The organism is Vibrio sp. 10N.261.52.C11, assembly GCF_041471405.1.
Lineage (GTDB): Bacteria > Pseudomonadota > Gammaproteobacteria > Enterobacterales > Vibrionaceae > Vibrio > Vibrio crassostreae_C.
This window is the reverse complement of record NZ_JBFROI010000022.1, coordinates 19,593-36,157: the sequence shown is the minus strand read 5'-3', so window position 1 is coordinate 36,157 and position 16,565 is coordinate 19,593. Positions and strand designations below refer to the sequence as shown.

The following is a 16,565-nucleotide window of genomic DNA, read 5'->3' as shown; positions in this document are numbered from 1 at the left end:
TTTTCACCGTTCGGACATAGCGGGCGTAAAACATAGTAAGACCATGAATAAAAAACGCCGAACAGGATTGAGTTCGGCGTTTGACTCTACGTTAAGTGGTTTGTTTAAGGAGGTGGGGATAGAAAGCTCTCACCTCTATCAACAAATCAATACTATGAACACACTTTGGTCCAGCTACCGTCACTGCCCGGCTCAGAACTTGTCCACCAGTTAGCTTGGTAAATACTACCGTTGTGAACGACTTGGTCACCCGTGTTTGCATGGCTTGGATTACCTGCCCAATCTTTCTGAGGTAGATCTGGGTAAACAGTTAAACCTGCAGTATCACACGTACCAGGGTTTGTGCCACCATCGCCAGGGTTACCACCACCAGAGCTGATATCACCTAATGGTAGATCAGGTTGCTCGAAGCTAAAGGCATAGTCGACGCCATTCACGCTCACTGCATAGTTTGCAGGGCCTGAAATTGGCAAGTAATACACCATGTCTAGCTCATACACACCACCAGCAGGAAGATCTTCCCATGCAGGCAACGTGAACGCTACGCGGTGCATAGTACCGTCTAATCCGCCGATGTTATCCGCACGAGTATGACCCGAAGCAATCACAGACAAACCACCGCCCGATTGATCTTTCGCGTTATCAGGAGCTGATACTGGGATATCGAACTGGAACTCAGTTCCGCCCGGAAGTGCTTGCCCTGTGTTGTTCGTAAACGTGATCTTAGGGTTGATTGGGTAGTTTTGGTCACCGACTTTGAAGCCACCAACCGATACTGTGATATCTAGTGCTTCTGTTGGGATAGCGCCCGTCGCGACTTTGTTTCCATATGGTGTTGCAGACTTAAACTTATCGTAGATAGCTTTCGTCATTGTGTTACCCATGTGGAACTCACCGTTACCGCTGTTACACGCTTGCTCAGTCGTATCGATAGAGCTTCGGTTGCCATTCGCATCGAGAACATAACAGTTATAATCCCCTGCTAGTTCCCAGAACATAATGCCGCCGATCTCTTTGTCGATAACGTAGTCCGCTTTCACGTCGATAGACTGTTTATCTTCTGTTGAAAGGAATACGCCCTTCTCTGCGTTCCACAACCAAGGGGCAACCGCCACACTGTCGTAGTTTCTCGTGTAAGTGCCCGTTAGAACATCTGAAGGATCATTCACAGGATCAAGCTTGTAAGCTTCAGCGTAAGAGCCCCAAATACCATTCTCTAGGTTCTTCGCGTGCCACATAGGGTTAGAACCCGCGCCCATTTCGTTACCTTTTGGATCGGTATCGTGCCACATGTTGTCGATACCAATAGCGCCATGGCCACAGTTGTTTTTCTCGCCTTCACCCGTACCCGCTGAACATTCAGATTGGTTTGGCAGTGCTGCTCGGCCCCAAAGACCATTCTCACCACCCGTTACGCCTTGCCAACCACGAGTGTAGTAAGGCACACCGATGTTAATACGGCCTGCTGGCATAGAACCACGGAAGTAATGGTAAGCCCAATCCGTGTTCAGATAACCAATACCACCGTAAGCCGCCGTGTCGTATACGTTCCACTGCGCTAGCTCTGAATCTTTACCCGTATCAAACAAGGCTGCGTTATGACCTACGTGATCGTTCCACGCACCGTGAAGGTCGTAAGACATGATGTTTACGTAATCGAGGTACTTGGTTACATCGAATGTTTCCATACCGCGTAATAGGTAACCAGAAGAAGGCGCTGCGATCGTTAACATGTAGTGATTGCCATCTTGCGCAGACGCCGCATCGAGCTTCTCACGTAGCACTTTCATCAACACTTGGTACGACGCCCACAGGTATTGACGACGCGGCTCCATGAAGTCTTTGTCGTATGGGTTACCTGCGCCAGCCATAGAAGTTGGGTATTCGTAATCGATATCTAGACCATCGAACTGGTACTTACGCAGCATTTCGACCGCTGAAGTCGCGAATGTTTCGATACCTTGATGGTTGATAGAACCATCAGCATTGGTCGTCATGGTGTAGAAACCACCATCAGCCACGCGGCTGCCATCAGTCGCGAAGTGACCACCTGTTTCAGCCCAACCACCGATTGAGATTAACGTTTTCACGCCGTGTTTTTTCTTCGCTGTCGCTAATGCACCGAAGTGACCTTTGAAGCCTAATGCCGGATCAACTTCCACACCCGGCCACTCTTTACCAACCGCTGCGTTATTTGGATCGTTTACATCACCGACGTTTACTTTGCCATCTGAACCGATGCTCACGAAAGCGTAGTTAATGTGTGTGAGTTGTTCCCAAGGAATATCATTTACTAGGTAAGCAGCTTGTGGGTCATCCCCTGCACGCCAACTTGTGAAGTAACCAATGACACGACGGGGATGGTCTGCGCCCATTTTCTCACGGCCTTCATCATCGTAAATTGTACAGTAAGGAACATCGACACCTTGAGTTTGATATAAGCCATCAGGGCGACATGTGCTCACTGTTGGAGCGCCGTTCACGGTCAAAGATGCCAACGCAGAATCTGCAGTCGCACCTTGGTCGTCTGTTGCTTTCGCGTAAACTGCTAAAGAACCCGCTTGAGTTGTTGTGTAATCTAACGTGTAAGGGCTCGTTGCAGCAGTGCCCACAAGAGCACCCGCTACGTAGAAATCAACCTTATCAACCGTGCCATCGCTATCTGCTGCCGTTGCTGTCAGTGTGACTACACCACCAACATCAACAGATGTCACTGAAAGTGCAACTGAAACTGTCGGTGCTTCATTCCCTGGTTGTGCTGAATCAACAGAAACAGAAACCGCACTTGCAACACTTGCTGCGCCTTCATTATCCGTTGCAACAACAGAAACCTGATGATTACCCGACGTTGCAGCCCAAGTCGCTTCGAAAGGTGCCGCTGTGACTACCGCAACAGATGCGCCATCAACAAAGAACTCAACCGAAGCCACACTGCCATCAGAATCTAGTGCTGTTGCACTCAATACAACATTATCGCCTTCAGTAATCACGTCAGAAGCAGAGGGTGCCGTTAATGAAGCCGTTGGTACTTCATTTGGCGTACCGCCACCTCCGCCACCACTACACACATCAATCTTTTTCCATTGTGCATAGTCACCCTCAAATTGGCTCGGGTTGTTATTTTGATTCCAGTAATTCGCTGAGTACGCGCTGCCGTCATGTGAAACCTGATCACCACCGGTGTACACCGTGGCGGAATCCCACGCTTCTAACGTTGAACAATCCACAGCCGCGTAGCTGTTGAACGCCATTAAGCATGACGCGGTGAGAGTACTGAGTGTAAAAACTTTCTTGGCCACTCTTCCTTGGTTTAGGTGCATGTTAGCTGTCCCTTAAGTTATTGTTTCAAGATGCTTAATTTAAGTGTCATATTTCTCATCACTTAAATCTCTTCGCAAAACAACTGTAGGTAACAGTGCCAATTTAACACCTAAAATATTCGATATTTATAAAATGACTCGCATTAATTTGTTTATAGCATGCAATGAGTCGACACTTATTTTGCACGAACAACTAATATTAAATTTATTTCGGTACGCTAAAAAATATCGCCTAATTCGTATCCTTAATTACAAAACTCTATTCATATCTGCTTTATTTGTTCGTTCTGAAATTTCGTTTTAAAACTAACCAAAAGGGATTGATTTCGCCGTAGAACTGATTTCTTTTCTAAATTTGCCCACTTTTTCTTAACAATTGTGGTAGTATCGCGGATTTTTTTGACGAACCTCACATTTCCAATGCAAGTGTGGGAGAAATACATAGGCTCGAAAGAGCCAAATATAGCGAAGAAATAATGTCCAACTTGACGCAAGTCGCCAACGAAAACATCAACGCAGAATCTACTTCTATCGATTTCAATAAAGCTCAATCTTTGGGTGAAAAACTGGAACTCGGAAACCCAGTCTTTTGGCTTAGTGGCAGTTTTTTAACCCTCTTTGTCATCCTAGCCTTCACCAACACCTCCGTGTTGTCCGAACTTGTAAACATCGGCTTTAGTTATTCAACTAAGTGGTTCGGTGCTTTCTGGCAAGTCCTACTACTTCTCAACTTCATTATCGGTTTAGTGCTTGCACTAGGTCGCACCGGCCACGTTCGCTTAGGAACGCTTGCCCTACCTGAAATGACCACCTTTAAATGGATGTCTATCGTCCTATGTACGCTGCTAGCCGGCGGTGGTGTGTTCTGGGCAGCCGCAGAGCCTATCGCTCACTTTGTTTCAGCTCCGCCACTGTATGGCAACGCAGATCCTCAAGCGATGGCGTTCAATGCTCTATCACAATCTTTCATGCACTGGGGTTTCCTTGCATGGGCAATCTTAGGTGGTTTGTCTTCCATCGTGTTAATGCACTTGCATTACGACAAAGGCCTTCCTCTTAAGCCTCGCACTCTGCTTTACCCAGTACTTGGCGACAAAGCGATTAACAGTTGGGTTGGTAACGTTGTCGACGCATGCAGCATCGTGGCTGTAGCCGCAGGTACTATCGGCCCTATCGGCTTCCTTGGCCTACAAATCAGCTACGCACTGAGCGAACTGTTTGGCATTTCAGACAGCTTTGCAACTCAAAGTGTTGTTATTATCTTTGCTATCGCAATGTACACGCTTTCTGCTTTGAGCGGCGTGAACAAAGGTATCCAACTGGTAAGCCGTTACAACATCATCTTGTCTGTGTGTCTAATCGGCTACATCCTTCTTGTTGGCCCAACGAGCTTCATCGTTGATGGCTACCTGCAAGGTATGGGCGAAATGGTTGATAACTTCATCCCAATGGCGCTATACCGCCAAGATACAGCATGGCTAGGTGGCTGGACTGTGTTCTTCTGGGGTTGGTTCTTAGGTTATGGCCCAATGATGGCGATCTTCATTGCTCGTATCTCACGTGGCCGTACTATTCGCCAAATGATCGTTTCTATTAGCATCGTTGCACCGCTTGTAACGTGTTTCTGGTTCAGCATCGTTGGTGGTAGTGGTCTAGCGTTTGAATTAGAGAACCCAGGTGTGATTTCTAGTGCGTTCGAAGGCTTCAACCTTCCGGCGGTTCTTCTAGCAATTACCGCGCAACTGCCGTTCCCAACTCTGATTGCAATTCTGTTCCTGATCCTGACGACCACGTTCATCGTGACAACAGGTGACTCAATGACTTACACCATCAGTGTGGTAATGACGGGTACGACAGAGCCAAACGCAGCGGTACGTACTTTCTGGGGTATCATCATGGGTGCGGTAGCGATCGCACTTATCTCAATGGGTTCAGGCGGCATCTCCGCTCTACAGTCGTTCATTGTAATCACAGCGGTTCCGGTATCGTTTATCTTGCTCCCGTGTCTATGGCACGCGCCGAAGATCGCGAAGCAGATGGCAAGAGATCAAGGTATCGCTTAATACCTGACCCGATTTAGTTTCGGGTAGCGTAGAACACTAAAAAGCCACTCAAGTGATTCACCTGAGTGGCTTTGTTTTATCTGTTCGTTACTTCTATCTACGAAGCTTATTTCAACCGATAGTTCGGCTTATTGAAACTTTTCACCCGCAGCAACCATAAACGACATCTCAACCAGTAGCTCAGGATTAGCAAGTTCTGCTTTCACGCATGCACGGCTTGGCGCGCAGCCTTCAGGGAACCACGCTTCCCAAACTTCATTGAGTGCATCAAAGTTAGCGAAATCCGTGAGATAAATAGTCACTGACAATACGCGAGATTTGTCGCTGTCTACCAAACTCATCATTTCTTCGGCTTGTTCGAAGATTTGCTGAACCTGACTCTTAATTCCTGCTGTTGTATCCGTCTCTGCCACTTCCACAAAGCTTGCAATACCGTTAAAAACAGTTACATCAGACCAACGTTTGGTCGGGTTAATTCTATGAATTTTCACTGGTTATACTCTTCTTATAATTAGGGTGAACATCAGCGTAATCTAATCCAAATCGCGAATATTGAAAACAAAAATTGGAAAACTCGCGGTACCTTTTGAACAGCACTATCGCTTCCCCATTGCTTTGGTTCTCAACATCACTAGCCTTTAAGCCCCTATCGAGACAATAAGTCGCCACGTGTCAAATCTCTAGATAAATATATTAATTATTATTCTCAATGCGAAATTTAATCTGAACTCTTGCGGTCATATTCAAGGATTTTATTAAATGGAGTACTTTTATGCATGTTCAAACCTATGATTTAAAACAGAGTAATGTGGGATATAACCTTGGAGTGGTTGGAGTAGCATTAGTGCTCGCTTGGATTGGAATTTATAAGTTTACGCCAACTGAAGCGATGCTCATTGAACCGCTAATCGCGAATCATCCTGCAATGAACTGGCTTTACAATCTGTTCTCAGTACAAGCTGTGTCTAACATGGTGGGTGGCGCGGAGATCATCGTCGCGATTGGATTGATCGTTGGATTTAAGAAGCCGACAGTAGCTTTCTACTCAGGCATTGCTGCATCGGCTATCTTTGTTGTGACACTTAGCTTCCTGGTTACAACGCCAAACGCTTGGAAAGTATCGGATGGCATCTTAGTCACTAACTTCTTCCTAGTGAAAGATATCCTGTTTTTGGCTATCGCGATTAGCGTAATCGAACATAACAAACCTCAGAAGTAACCGTAAATCTAGAAGTGGCCAAACCTAGAAGTAACCTTAAACCTTTAAATAAAAAGACTCGAAGCTGGCTAGAAGGACGCTGCCAGCTTCTAATGTATAAGGCACTGATAGTCACCTAGTCAGCTAAAACCTTACGATAATAATTAGCATCTTGATGTTCTCCTTTAAACACCGCGTAGCTCTCAACATACTCGACCAATTCAAAACCGGTATTGGATAAGATTTTGTTGGAACCGATATTGCCCACTAACGCATAGGCATCAACATATTTAAGGTTGGTCTGTTCCTCCAAATAGAGTAGAAACTGCTTTACTGCGTTAGACGCAATGCCTTTTGAAGCAAAGGAACTACCTACTCGATACCCTAGCTCTCCACTATGGGCGATCTGGTCGATATCGCGGATGTTGATTCTTCCACAGACAGTGCCATTGGCATCTTTGATCAACATAGGAATCATCTCACCATTCTCGTATTCAGTTAGAAAGCTGGTGATTTGCTCAGTCACACCTGCATTTGAATAGAAGCTATCACCCCTAACTGGAATAAATTGCTCAAACCACTCTCGATTTTCGACCTCAAAATCCAAAAGCGCACTCGCGTCATTCGGTTGAAGTAAGTGTAAAAATACATCCATGACAAATACTCTAATGTTTCCCTAAAAAGCCGCACCTTATGATTCATGAACCACGGCTTATTAATACGGTTACGGTAAACCTCTCAATTTCTTGGCTGGGTTACCTGCATAGATACCTTTCTCAGTAATGTCTTTCGTTACCACACTGCCCGCGCCGATTACTGCACCTTCGCAAATGCTGACAGACAGAACCGTAGCGTTAGAACCGATCGTGACGTTGTCAGCTATCAAGGTACGCCCCCAACTTTCAGGATTAGGATCTGGCTTTCCCTCTTTGAATAAGTCGTTGGCAAACATGACTCCGTGACCAACAAAGCAGTCACTTCCAATGGTCACATACTCACAGATAAAGGTGTGAGATTGAATCTTGCTTCTCGCACCTATCACGGTGTTCTTTTGAATCTCAACAAAGGGGCCAACGAACACATCATCTTTAAGCTCACAGCCATAAACGTTATTTGGCTCGATGATAGTGACATTCTCGCCACAGGTAATATCAGTAATCTGTGACTTTAATACTCTTGGACTTGCCATACTTCACTTCCTCTCGACATTAGCGTCACAATTCAACCTAAGAGATTGTGCCTTAAGCATTAAAGTGCAGCAAATAGATATGTTGAGAGTTGGCAATGGATCAGAAATTCTGCATAAATTAAAACAGCCCCACCAGCACAACTGACAACAGCACCCCACCGATAAAACTTGGGGCGTGGAATGGCTGAGCTTTAGATCTAACGTACTCTTTTTGAAGGTCTTCTTGGTAAGTTTTAACGGCGAGTTCTTTTACGTAGTTATTTTGCATAATAAGCTCCTTCTTAATCAGTAAGAGAAGCTTAAGACTTGAAGTTAGGTTGAGGTAAAGCAAAAAATCAGATTAATTGAACACTTTATTTTTGTTACTCGAGGATTACCCTGAACACATCGTTATTCACGCCGCCAACATCTACTAACTCTCCCGGTTTCATTAGAAGCGAGGTGTTCAGCTGTCGTGTGGAACGTGGCTCTTTTGTTTCTCGAATCACTAACATATCGACAAAGTAGCCTGAGTCTTGCTTTGATATTGAGCCCGAAAACGTAACGCTTTCAACCCTATCGGCAAGGACTGAATTGAATGTTTTATCCTCTAAAACACCTGCGGCGATGGATGTATCACCATAAAATAGCGTGATGGTTGTTGGGTCGGGTACCAACTCTTGATTGGACGAACACCCTATTAGGGTAAGGCATAGCAGTAAAATGGCTCGAAATTGCATAAACTGGTTTTCTTTATTACGTTAAGCGTCTGTTTTTCATATTAAAACACTTCAACCTTATAAATACCATGTTTACGGGATAAGCTTAGGTGTGTCGCTTCGATGGACTTGAGTAATGAAGTGAACGGATCAGATCTCGGCCTGTTGAGTTTGCTCCCTATTTGGAAGCTAAACCGAGATCTGATCGATATTATCGAGAAGGGTTCAATTGATTTATGCAACAACGTCTTGTGGAGGTGTCCCTTCACAGTTAGAAACGACAGCATCAATTTGTACTAAAGCATTCATTGGGATTTCTGAAACCCCTACTACCGTTCTTGCAGGCAGCTCAGCATTAAAGAATGTGGTGTAGACTTCGTTTACCACATCAATATCTGAAATATCCTTAAGTTGAATATTAATTTTCACCGTATCGTCCATGCTATGGTCAACGCTTTCAATTATCGCCTTAATATTGTTTAAACATTGTTCCGCTTGTTCTTTTACCCCGCCAGCAACGATTTCATTTGTTTTCGGATCTAAAGGTAATTGGGCTGAAATATGATTGTAGTGAGAGAAAGCAACAGTATGCGAATAAGGCATGAATGGTGCAGAAACAGTATTATTGGTTTCAATAACCAGTAAGCGAGTGTCTTCTGGTAATTGCGGCGGTGTACCGTCGCCATGTGAAATGGATGTATCAATTTGAATTAAAGCACCCATTGGTAATTCAGCTGCGTTAACAACAGTACGAGCAGGAACGTAGCTTGGGAAGAATTTAGCACATACTTCATTTACCACTTCCGCATCTGCGATATTTTTTAGGTAGATAGTCGTTTTAACCACATCATTCATGACGTGTCCGATGCTTTCTAAAATAGCTTTAATGTTTGATAGACATTGCGCTGTTTGCGCTTTGATACCACCATCAACCAACTCACCTGTGGCTACATCTATAGGCAACTGAGCTGAAAGATTGTTGTAGTGAGAAAAGGCTGCAGTCTGCGTAGACACAGCACTTTGAGGTGCGTTATCCGTATTTCTTGAGACCTTAATTAGCGCGCAAGGAGCTTGTGGTTTAGTGCCTTCACCGTTAGAAATAAGCGCATCCATTTGAACCAGCGCATCGCTGCTTGGCAGTGCAGTGACACCCACGACAGTGCGTGTTGGAAGGCTGTTGTGGAAGAAGTTTTTGTAAACTTCATCAATAGCATCGATATCAGAAATATTCTTAACGAAAACATTAATCTTCACGACATCATCCATAACATGGTCGATGCTTTCAACAATCGCTTTAATATTATTCAAACATTGTGCTGCTTGATCTTTAATATCACCGATGACTATTTCACCCGTTTTAGGGTCAATCGGAAGTTGAGCAGAAAAGTTATTATAATGAGAAAAAGCGACCGTTTGTGTAGATACAGAATTAATTGGTGCGTTTTCAGTGTTTCTTGAAATTTTAATGATATCGCTACTCATCGGTATTATCCTTTAAATAAAATAGGTATACGTATTTATATTTAACAATCGTATTTGGAAGAATGATTAAAGTAGCGCCATGTTAAGTGAATTATTTTAGGGTAAACGTGATATCCATCAGACTCTCAGTTGACTATAAATCAGCAAGTTACAGAATAATTAGTCATCAAACGACTAATTATCCGTCGTACTAGGCTTTATCAACTGCTAAATTATCTTTAATTTTAAGTCTATTCAATAATCCTGAATACTCTCTCTGATAGTACGGTGAGTAATTCCAGAATTTTAGATAATATTTGATAGGTTGTTCACACTAAAACTTCGTTAATAGCTAAGTTAGTGAGTTTCTCCCCTATACCTGTGCATAAACTCTTAGGCTATTTAATTAATTATTTTCGAGAGCTTATTTTATATAAGTACGTTAATAATATATTCGAGAATCAAATACCTACAATCTGACAATGCCTATGATTAGATACATTTACTCATATAATTCAACAAATATGAGCAATCGTCACCATAGCTTTTGGCATTATAGCTCTCAACACATAGTTTCGTTGAAAGAAGAACTAAACCGCTCTTGGAGTAGTATTGAAGTGGCGCTTAAATTCGCGGCTAAATTGAGATGGGCTGGAGTAACCGACTCGACGTGCAGCATCACTAATACGAAGGCCTTCTAGTTGAATCAGCTCTTTGGCTTTATTAAGTCTAACCTTTTTCAAGTATTGAAGAGGTGATTCAAAGGTGACATTACGGAATGCATTGTGGAAGGCAGACACGCTCATGTTGGCTTCGTCAGCAAGCGATTGAACGGTGATGGTTTGGTCGTACTCTTCATGCACTTTAGACAGCGCTTTGGCAACACGTGCGTAATGGCCATCATGATGAGCTAAATCAAACAGCACACGCCCTTCTGAACCGGTTAATGCGCGGTAGACAATCTCCGTTACCATGGCATCGCCCAATATGTTGGCCTCAATGTCGCAATGCAGCGTTTTCACCAATCGGGTAAAGCTCTCTAGCATTTGCTCTTCCATTGGCGTCGATTCTAAGCCACTCGAGTTCTGTTTGTGCTTGTTGCAGTAGCTCTCTAAGAAGCCTTGATCTTCGAGCTTTTTGACTAAGCTATGCAAGCGTTGAGAATCAATGCTAATCGACAAGCCAAGCAATGGTTCACCATTAACAGGCAAGGCTTCGCACTCTAACGGCATTGGCACACCCACCACAAGATAATCACCTGCAGCGTAAGTCACTGGCCTTTCGCCAATGTAGATGTTCTTTTTACCCTGTCCGAGCATGATAATGCCAGACTGGTAAGTAAATGGCTGACGCTGATTCCCTCCACTGCTTCTATACAACCACACGCCGCTAATTTCAGTTTCTCTGATCCCTTCGAGATCATCCCAACCTTTGTGTTCTACATATGACTGTAACAACTGAGCGAGTGTTTTCATAAGTGGCGACTTTCCATTCCAAGTGCTAAGAGTAAGTAAGCTAAAGCAGAGGAAGAATATCAAGTTTGTAGAAATAGGCAATTTATTTGGAGGAACAGCTCTTCATTGACCTAGATTACTGTACTAATATGCAAATATAGAAATTGAGCAATAAACCAAAATAACAAATTTCGCTTTACACAAGGAATCTCTGATGCAATTTACTTACGTTAACCCTACTGTTATCCATTTCGGCCAAGGCCAAATCAACGCTATCAGCCAAGCGGTTGATACTTCGAAGAAAGTACTGGTCATCTATGGTGGCGGTTCAATCAAGAGCAACGGTGTTTACGACCAAGTTGTAGAATCTTTGAAAGATCACTCTTGGATCGAGTTCTCTGGCGTTGAAGCAAACCCTACCAAAGAGACGCTAGACAAAGCAGTCGCTCTTGTTAAAGAAGAAAACGTAGAATTCATTATCGCTGTTGGCGGTGGTTCAGTAATCGACGGCTCTAAGTACGTTGCTGCAGCGGCTAAATATGACGGCGACGGTTGGGACATCCTAACGGGCAAACACCAAGTAACTGAAGCGACGCCAATCGGTGCGGTACTGACACTTCCTGCGACAGGTTCTGAATCTAACATGGGTGCGGTAATCACGCGTAAAGCGACTCAAGAGAAGCTTGCTTTCCTTAACCCTGCAGTACAGCCTAAGTTTGCGGTTATGGACCCAGATGTAATGAAGTCTCTACCTGAGCGCCAATTGATCAACGGTTTAGTTGATGCGTGGGTACACGTGTGTGAGCAATACATCACGATGCCAACAGACGCGATGGTTCAAGACGGTTACGCGGAAACACTGCTTAAGAACCTACTTGTACTGGGTAAGCAATACGACGAGCGTGACAACGACGCATGGCGTGCAAACCTAATGTGGACAGCAAACCAAGCGCTTAACGGCCTAATTGGTACGGGTGTTCCTCAAGATTGGGCAACTCACATGATTGGCCACGAATTCACAGCACTATGGCACGTAGACCACGCACGTTCGCTTGCGATTGTTCAACCTTCACTACTTCGTAACCAAATCGAAGCAAAACGTGGCAAGCTAGAGCAAATGGGTCGTAACGTATTTGGCCTAGAAGCGGGTGCTGATTTAGCAGAACGCACAATCGCTGCAATCGAAGCGTTCTACCACAGCCTAGACGTAGCAACCATGTTTGACGGCTACGAAACAAACAAAGCAACGGCGATTGACAATGTTGTCGCTCAACTTGAATCACACGGCTACCTACAACTTGGTGAGAATCAAGCAATCACGCCAGAGAAAACACGTGAGATTCTAGAGTCTGCGATTCACTAAGAATCGGGAAAATAGAGAGAAAGTAAAGATAGTGGTCATACAACGATGAATTTTCACATCTGACTGAACCCATTACTTTTTTCTTTCGTACAACAGAAGCAGCGTTCATTTTGGGCGCTGCTTTTTAATTTGCCCTACAAGATGCTATTAAATTCTCATAAGTCCCTAATTTTATGTGCAATCATATTTCTATATTGTTAAGGTAAACCTGTCTCTTTACTAGGTATGAACAACGATTTGAACAATCTCAAGGAAATGGTTAAGTTTAAGTCACTTAACAAGTGGTATGGTGATTTTCATGCCCTAAAGGATATCGATTTAAATATTGAACAAGGAGAGATAGTGGTGATTTGCGGGCCGTCTGGTTCGGGTAAATCAACATTGATCCGTTGTATCAATCAGCTAGAACCTTTCGAAAGTGGCGAACTTTCCGTGCTAGAACAAGTACTCCCGAGTAAGTTCAACACACCGGGCCAAGTCGGAATGGTGTTTCAGCACTTTCATTTATTCCCCCATCTTACCGTGCTTGAGAACCTAACTCTGTCGCCAATTCGTACGCTTAAAAAAAGCAAACAAGAAGCCGAGAAGATAGCAATGCACTATCTAGAGCGTGTGCACATTGCAGAACAAGCCAACAAATACCCAGTGCAACTTTCTGGCGGCCAGCAACAACGCGTGGCTATCGCCCGTTCGCTGTGTATGAAGCCGGAATTACTCTTGTTTGACGAACCCACTTCAGCGCTTGATCCGGAGATGATCAACGAAGTGCTCGATGTGATGGTTGAACTGGCGAGCGAAGGCATCACTATGGTGTGTGTGACCCACGAAATGGGCTTTGCAAAACAAGTGGCCGACCGCGTTATCTTCATGGATGAAGGACAAATTGTGGAATCGAATACTCCACAATCGCTTTTTGAAACCCCTCAACATGAACGTACTCAAGCGTTCCTAAATCAGATCCTGACTTATTGATGTTGATTCGAATTATTAAACCCGCCCTATCTGCTTTGGTACAGATTGTTGTACTGGCGGCTGCTGTTGTTTGGATTCTCGACTCTGGTGCACAAACCATGGGATACAGCTGGCAATGGGAGCGTGTGCCGGACTATATTGCTTTCTATGAAGATGGTGAATGGTGGCCTGCAGAATTAGTTGAAGGGCTACTAGTTACCATCAATATCTCTTTGATTTCTTTGGTTGCAACGCTGGTGATTGGCTTAACCACAGCCCTATTGCGAAACTCCAATTCGGTGGTTGGACGCACCTTAGCCACCAGCTATGTTGAGTTGATTCGTAACACGCCGTTATTAGTACAAATTTATTTGCTCTATTTTGTATTTGGCCCCGTATTAGGGCTGGATCGTTTTAGCACTGCCGTTTTGGCCTTGGCACTTTTCCAAGGTGCTTACACCGCCGAAATCTTCCGTGCTGGTTTAAATGGTATTGCGAGAGGACAATTTGAAGCAGCTCAATCTTTGGGTTTATCAAAGACCTATACTTACTGGGATGTGATTCTTCCTCAGGTGGTGCAACGCACCTTGCCACCTTTGACTAATGAAGTGATCTCTCTTATCAAAAACTCTTCGATTGTGAGTGTCATGGCTATCTTTGACCTAACAACCGAAGCCAGAAACATAGTTTCTGAAACCGCGATGCCATTTGAGATTTGGTTCTCTGTGGCGATCATTTACCTTGCACTTACACTTTCACTTTCTGCCTTTGCAGCTTGGCTTGAGCATAAGCTCGGAGCTAACTGGCGAACACAATAAGGATTTATCAGCATGAAGCTATTTAAAACCGCAATTACAGCCCTACTTGCGCTTGCCGTCAGTTTGCCTGCACTTGCTTCTGAAACGCCTAACCTAGACAAAATCAACGAACGTGGCTCTCTACGCGTTGGTATGTCGACATTTGTTCCTTGGGCGATGCGTAACAAACAAGGCGATCTTGTTGGCTTTGAAATCGATGTAGCAAAACGTCTTGCTGAAGATTCTGGCTGGAAAGTTGAATTCGTACCGACGGCATGGGACGGCATCATCCCTTCTCTACTTTCGAACAAGTTTGATGTAATCATTGGCGGTATGTCTATCACTGAAGCTCGCGCTAAAAGCGTATTGTTCACTGAACCTTACTCGCACTCCGGCGTCCAACTGGCGGCGAATAAAGAGCTAGCAGAAGGTTATACACAAATCTCTGATTTTGATTCTCGCCGTGTAAAAATCGCTGCGCGTCGTGGTGCGTTCACAGTTCAAGTGGCTCGTGAAACCTTCCCTAAAGCGAAAGTTCTACAGTTCGATGACGATGCTCAAGCATTCCAAGAAGTGTTAAACGGAAACGCGCACGCAGTTATCGCGTCTAGCCCGAAACCAGAACATGAAGCGATTAAAAACGCAGACACGCTATTTATTCCATTCGAAGAACGCCTATCAAAAGGTAATGAAGCATTTGCAGTTCGCCTAGGTGAAACTGACAAGACAGAATTCTTCAACGAGTGGATCAAAGCACGTACTGAAGACGGTTGGTTGAAAGAGCGTTACGAGTACTGGTTCTCTACTCTAGATTGGCAAGACCAGATTGCTCAAGGTCAGTAATCAACTGCCAATTAGACGCTAAAGAACCAATCAAGGCAGTACCTTGCTGGTACTGTCTTTTAAGAAACACCCGAGATAGCTATAAACTCATAGCCACTCTCACAGCATATTAATTATCATTGTTTAAACAGGAATGACGTGAGTAGTACTAGCGCATTATCAACGCCCAAGCCCAACCTTCACACGAAGCCTTGGTATCAACGCCTCAATCTATTAGATGGAGTGTTGTTTGCGATCATTTTCGCGTTCGCAGGTTGGCTTTATTATCGTTCCGCTGTTGGTATTAACTACCATTGGCGCTGGGAAGATGCGTTTACCCTGATTTTCATTCCGCCTTCTCAAGGCAATATTCCTTACTTTTTCCAAGGCTTGATCGCGACACTGCGCTTGAGTGTTTGGAGCATGGTTTTAGCACTCTCTTTTGGCACATTACTTGGCGTTGCTAGGCACTCTAAAATTGCTTTCTTTCGTACGCCTGCACTGATTTTTATCCAACTGGTTCGAAATATTCCACCACTGGTTTTTGTCTTCATATTCTATTTCTTCGTTTCTAACCAACTGATTCCATTACTTGGTTTAGAAAGTATCTTACGTGAACACAACGGCGAGATTAACGCTGTTCAAGCCTTTCTGTTTGGTCCTGCTAACCTTTGGGAAAACTTGGCGTCTGGTGTTATCTGTATTGGTTTGCTCTCTTCGGCTTACATCGCAGAAGTGATTCGAGCTGGCTTAGAAAGTATTCCTAAAGGGCAATGGGAAGCGGCCGATTCACTCGGCTTATCGGCGTTGTCTAAGTATCGATTTGTGGTTGGCCCGCAAGTATTAACGGCCATCACACCGCCTTTAGCAGGTCAGGCAATTTCTCTAGTAAAAGATACCTCGATTGTATCCCTGATTTCGATTCAAGAGATGACATTTGTTGGCACTGAAATGGCGAACTCTTCCGGTTTGATCTTCGAGATCTGGCTGATTGTAGGCTTCGTATATTTTGCTTTATGCTTTGTGCTTTCGCGTCTGTTCAAAGTGATTGAGCAACGTTCTAGTGCTTACCTTAACCATCAGTAACGTCATTAATAAGAAGTACCGACTCGCCCAGCTATTCATCACCCTTACCCATTTCACCTGATTGATTTAAGTTATTGATCAGTCAGAATTTATTCCTTCATATTTCTTCTTAGAAACACAGCAAAATGCTCGGCTAATCACTATACTTAACGTATCGAACTAC

15 protein-coding genes are annotated in these 16,565 nt (G+C 44.2%); 7 read left to right on the top strand and 8 right to left on the bottom strand.

All coding sequences use genetic code 11. The features are described from left to right. Positions 1-152 precede the first annotated feature (152 nt). The gene (locus AB4323_RS08375; RefSeq protein WP_372152144.1) at positions 153-3,320 is read right to left on the bottom strand and encodes a chitinase C-terminal domain-containing protein; all 3,168 of its coding nucleotides are present in this window, start codon (positions 3,318-3,320) and stop codon (positions 153-155) included. A gap of 476 nt (positions 3,321-3,796) precedes the next feature. Between AB4323_RS08375 and AB4323_RS08370 the strand changes: the two genes are divergently transcribed. Beyond that, positions 3,797-5,383, top strand: coding sequence for a BCCT family transporter (locus AB4323_RS08370; RefSeq protein ID WP_017072212.1), 1,587 nt, complete (start codon positions 3,797-3,799; stop codon positions 5,381-5,383). Between the two features lie 128 nt (positions 5,384-5,511). Here AB4323_RS08370 and AB4323_RS08365 read toward each other — a convergent pair whose 3' ends face one another. Further along, positions 5,512-5,874: a RidA family protein gene (locus tag AB4323_RS08365; protein ID WP_017062654.1), complete on the bottom strand. Its 363-nt coding sequence runs from the start codon at positions 5,872-5,874 to the stop codon at positions 5,512-5,514. 281 nt (positions 5,875-6,155) lie between these two features. On the opposite strand from AB4323_RS08365, the gene AB4323_RS08360 reads away from it, so the two are divergent. Further along, entirely contained in the window at positions 6,156-6,602 is a 447-nt protein-coding gene (locus tag AB4323_RS08360) for a DUF417 family protein (protein ID WP_017064470.1), read from the top strand. 115 nt (positions 6,603-6,717) lie between these two features. Here AB4323_RS08360 and AB4323_RS08355 read toward each other — a convergent pair whose 3' ends face one another. From AB4323_RS08355 to AB4323_RS08330, 6 genes are all read right to left on the bottom strand, one after another. Next, on the bottom strand, positions 6,718-7,236 hold the full coding sequence (locus tag AB4323_RS08355) for a GNAT family N-acetyltransferase (RefSeq protein WP_372152142.1): 519 nt from the start codon (positions 7,234-7,236) through the stop codon (positions 6,718-6,720). 69 nt (positions 7,237-7,305) lie between these two features. Next, positions 7,306-7,770 carry an acyltransferase gene (locus tag AB4323_RS08350; RefSeq protein ID WP_372152141.1) on the bottom strand — a complete coding sequence of 155 codons (465 nt, stop codon included), beginning with the start codon at positions 7,768-7,770 and terminating at the stop codon, positions 7,306-7,308. 118 nt (positions 7,771-7,888) lie between these two features. Further along, positions 7,889-8,038: a hypothetical protein gene (locus AB4323_RS08345; protein WP_017062658.1), complete on the bottom strand. Its 150-nt coding sequence runs from the start codon at positions 8,036-8,038 to the stop codon at positions 7,889-7,891. Between the two features lie 94 nt (positions 8,039-8,132). Next, the gene (locus AB4323_RS08340) at positions 8,133-8,489 is read right to left on the bottom strand and encodes a hypothetical protein (RefSeq protein WP_372133709.1); all 357 of its coding nucleotides are present in this window, start codon (positions 8,487-8,489) and stop codon (positions 8,133-8,135) included. A gap of 213 nt (positions 8,490-8,702) precedes the next feature. Continuing rightward, positions 8,703-9,950 (bottom strand): RidA family protein, encoded by a 1,248-nt coding sequence (locus tag AB4323_RS08335; protein ID WP_017064467.1) that lies wholly within the window; start codon positions 9,948-9,950, stop codon positions 8,703-8,705. A 569-nt stretch (positions 9,951-10,519) separates the two neighbouring features. Further along, positions 10,520-11,404, bottom strand: a complete 885-nt coding sequence (locus AB4323_RS08330; protein WP_017067592.1) for an AraC family transcriptional regulator — start codon at positions 11,402-11,404, stop codon at positions 10,520-10,522. 193 nt (positions 11,405-11,597) lie between these two features. On the opposite strand from AB4323_RS08330, the gene AB4323_RS08325 reads away from it, so the two are divergent. The 5 genes from AB4323_RS08325 (at position 11,598) to AB4323_RS08305 (ending at position 16,402) form a co-directional block, all read left to right on the top strand. After that, positions 11,598-12,746, top strand: coding sequence for an iron-containing alcohol dehydrogenase (locus AB4323_RS08325; protein WP_048615371.1), 1,149 nt, complete (start codon positions 11,598-11,600; stop codon positions 12,744-12,746). A 225-nt stretch (positions 12,747-12,971) separates the two neighbouring features. Then, the gene (locus AB4323_RS08320; protein ID WP_102333483.1) at positions 12,972-13,718 is read left to right on the top strand and encodes an amino acid ABC transporter ATP-binding protein; all 747 of its coding nucleotides are present in this window, start codon (positions 12,972-12,974) and stop codon (positions 13,716-13,718) included. After that, positions 13,718-14,515 (top strand): amino acid ABC transporter permease, encoded by a 798-nt coding sequence (locus AB4323_RS08315; RefSeq protein WP_372152140.1) that lies wholly within the window; start codon positions 13,718-13,720, stop codon positions 14,513-14,515. The genes AB4323_RS08320 and AB4323_RS08315 overlap by 1 nt, the downstream gene beginning before the upstream one ends. 12 nt (positions 14,516-14,527) lie before the next feature. Then, complete coding sequence (locus AB4323_RS08310) at positions 14,528-15,337, top strand: transporter substrate-binding domain-containing protein (protein ID WP_017062665.1); 810 nt, start codon at positions 14,528-14,530, stop codon at positions 15,335-15,337. Between the two features lie 138 nt (positions 15,338-15,475). Further along, positions 15,476-16,402, top strand: coding sequence for an amino acid ABC transporter permease (locus AB4323_RS08305; protein WP_102428564.1), 927 nt, complete (start codon positions 15,476-15,478; stop codon positions 16,400-16,402). Positions 16,403-16,565: the final 163 nt, after the last annotated feature.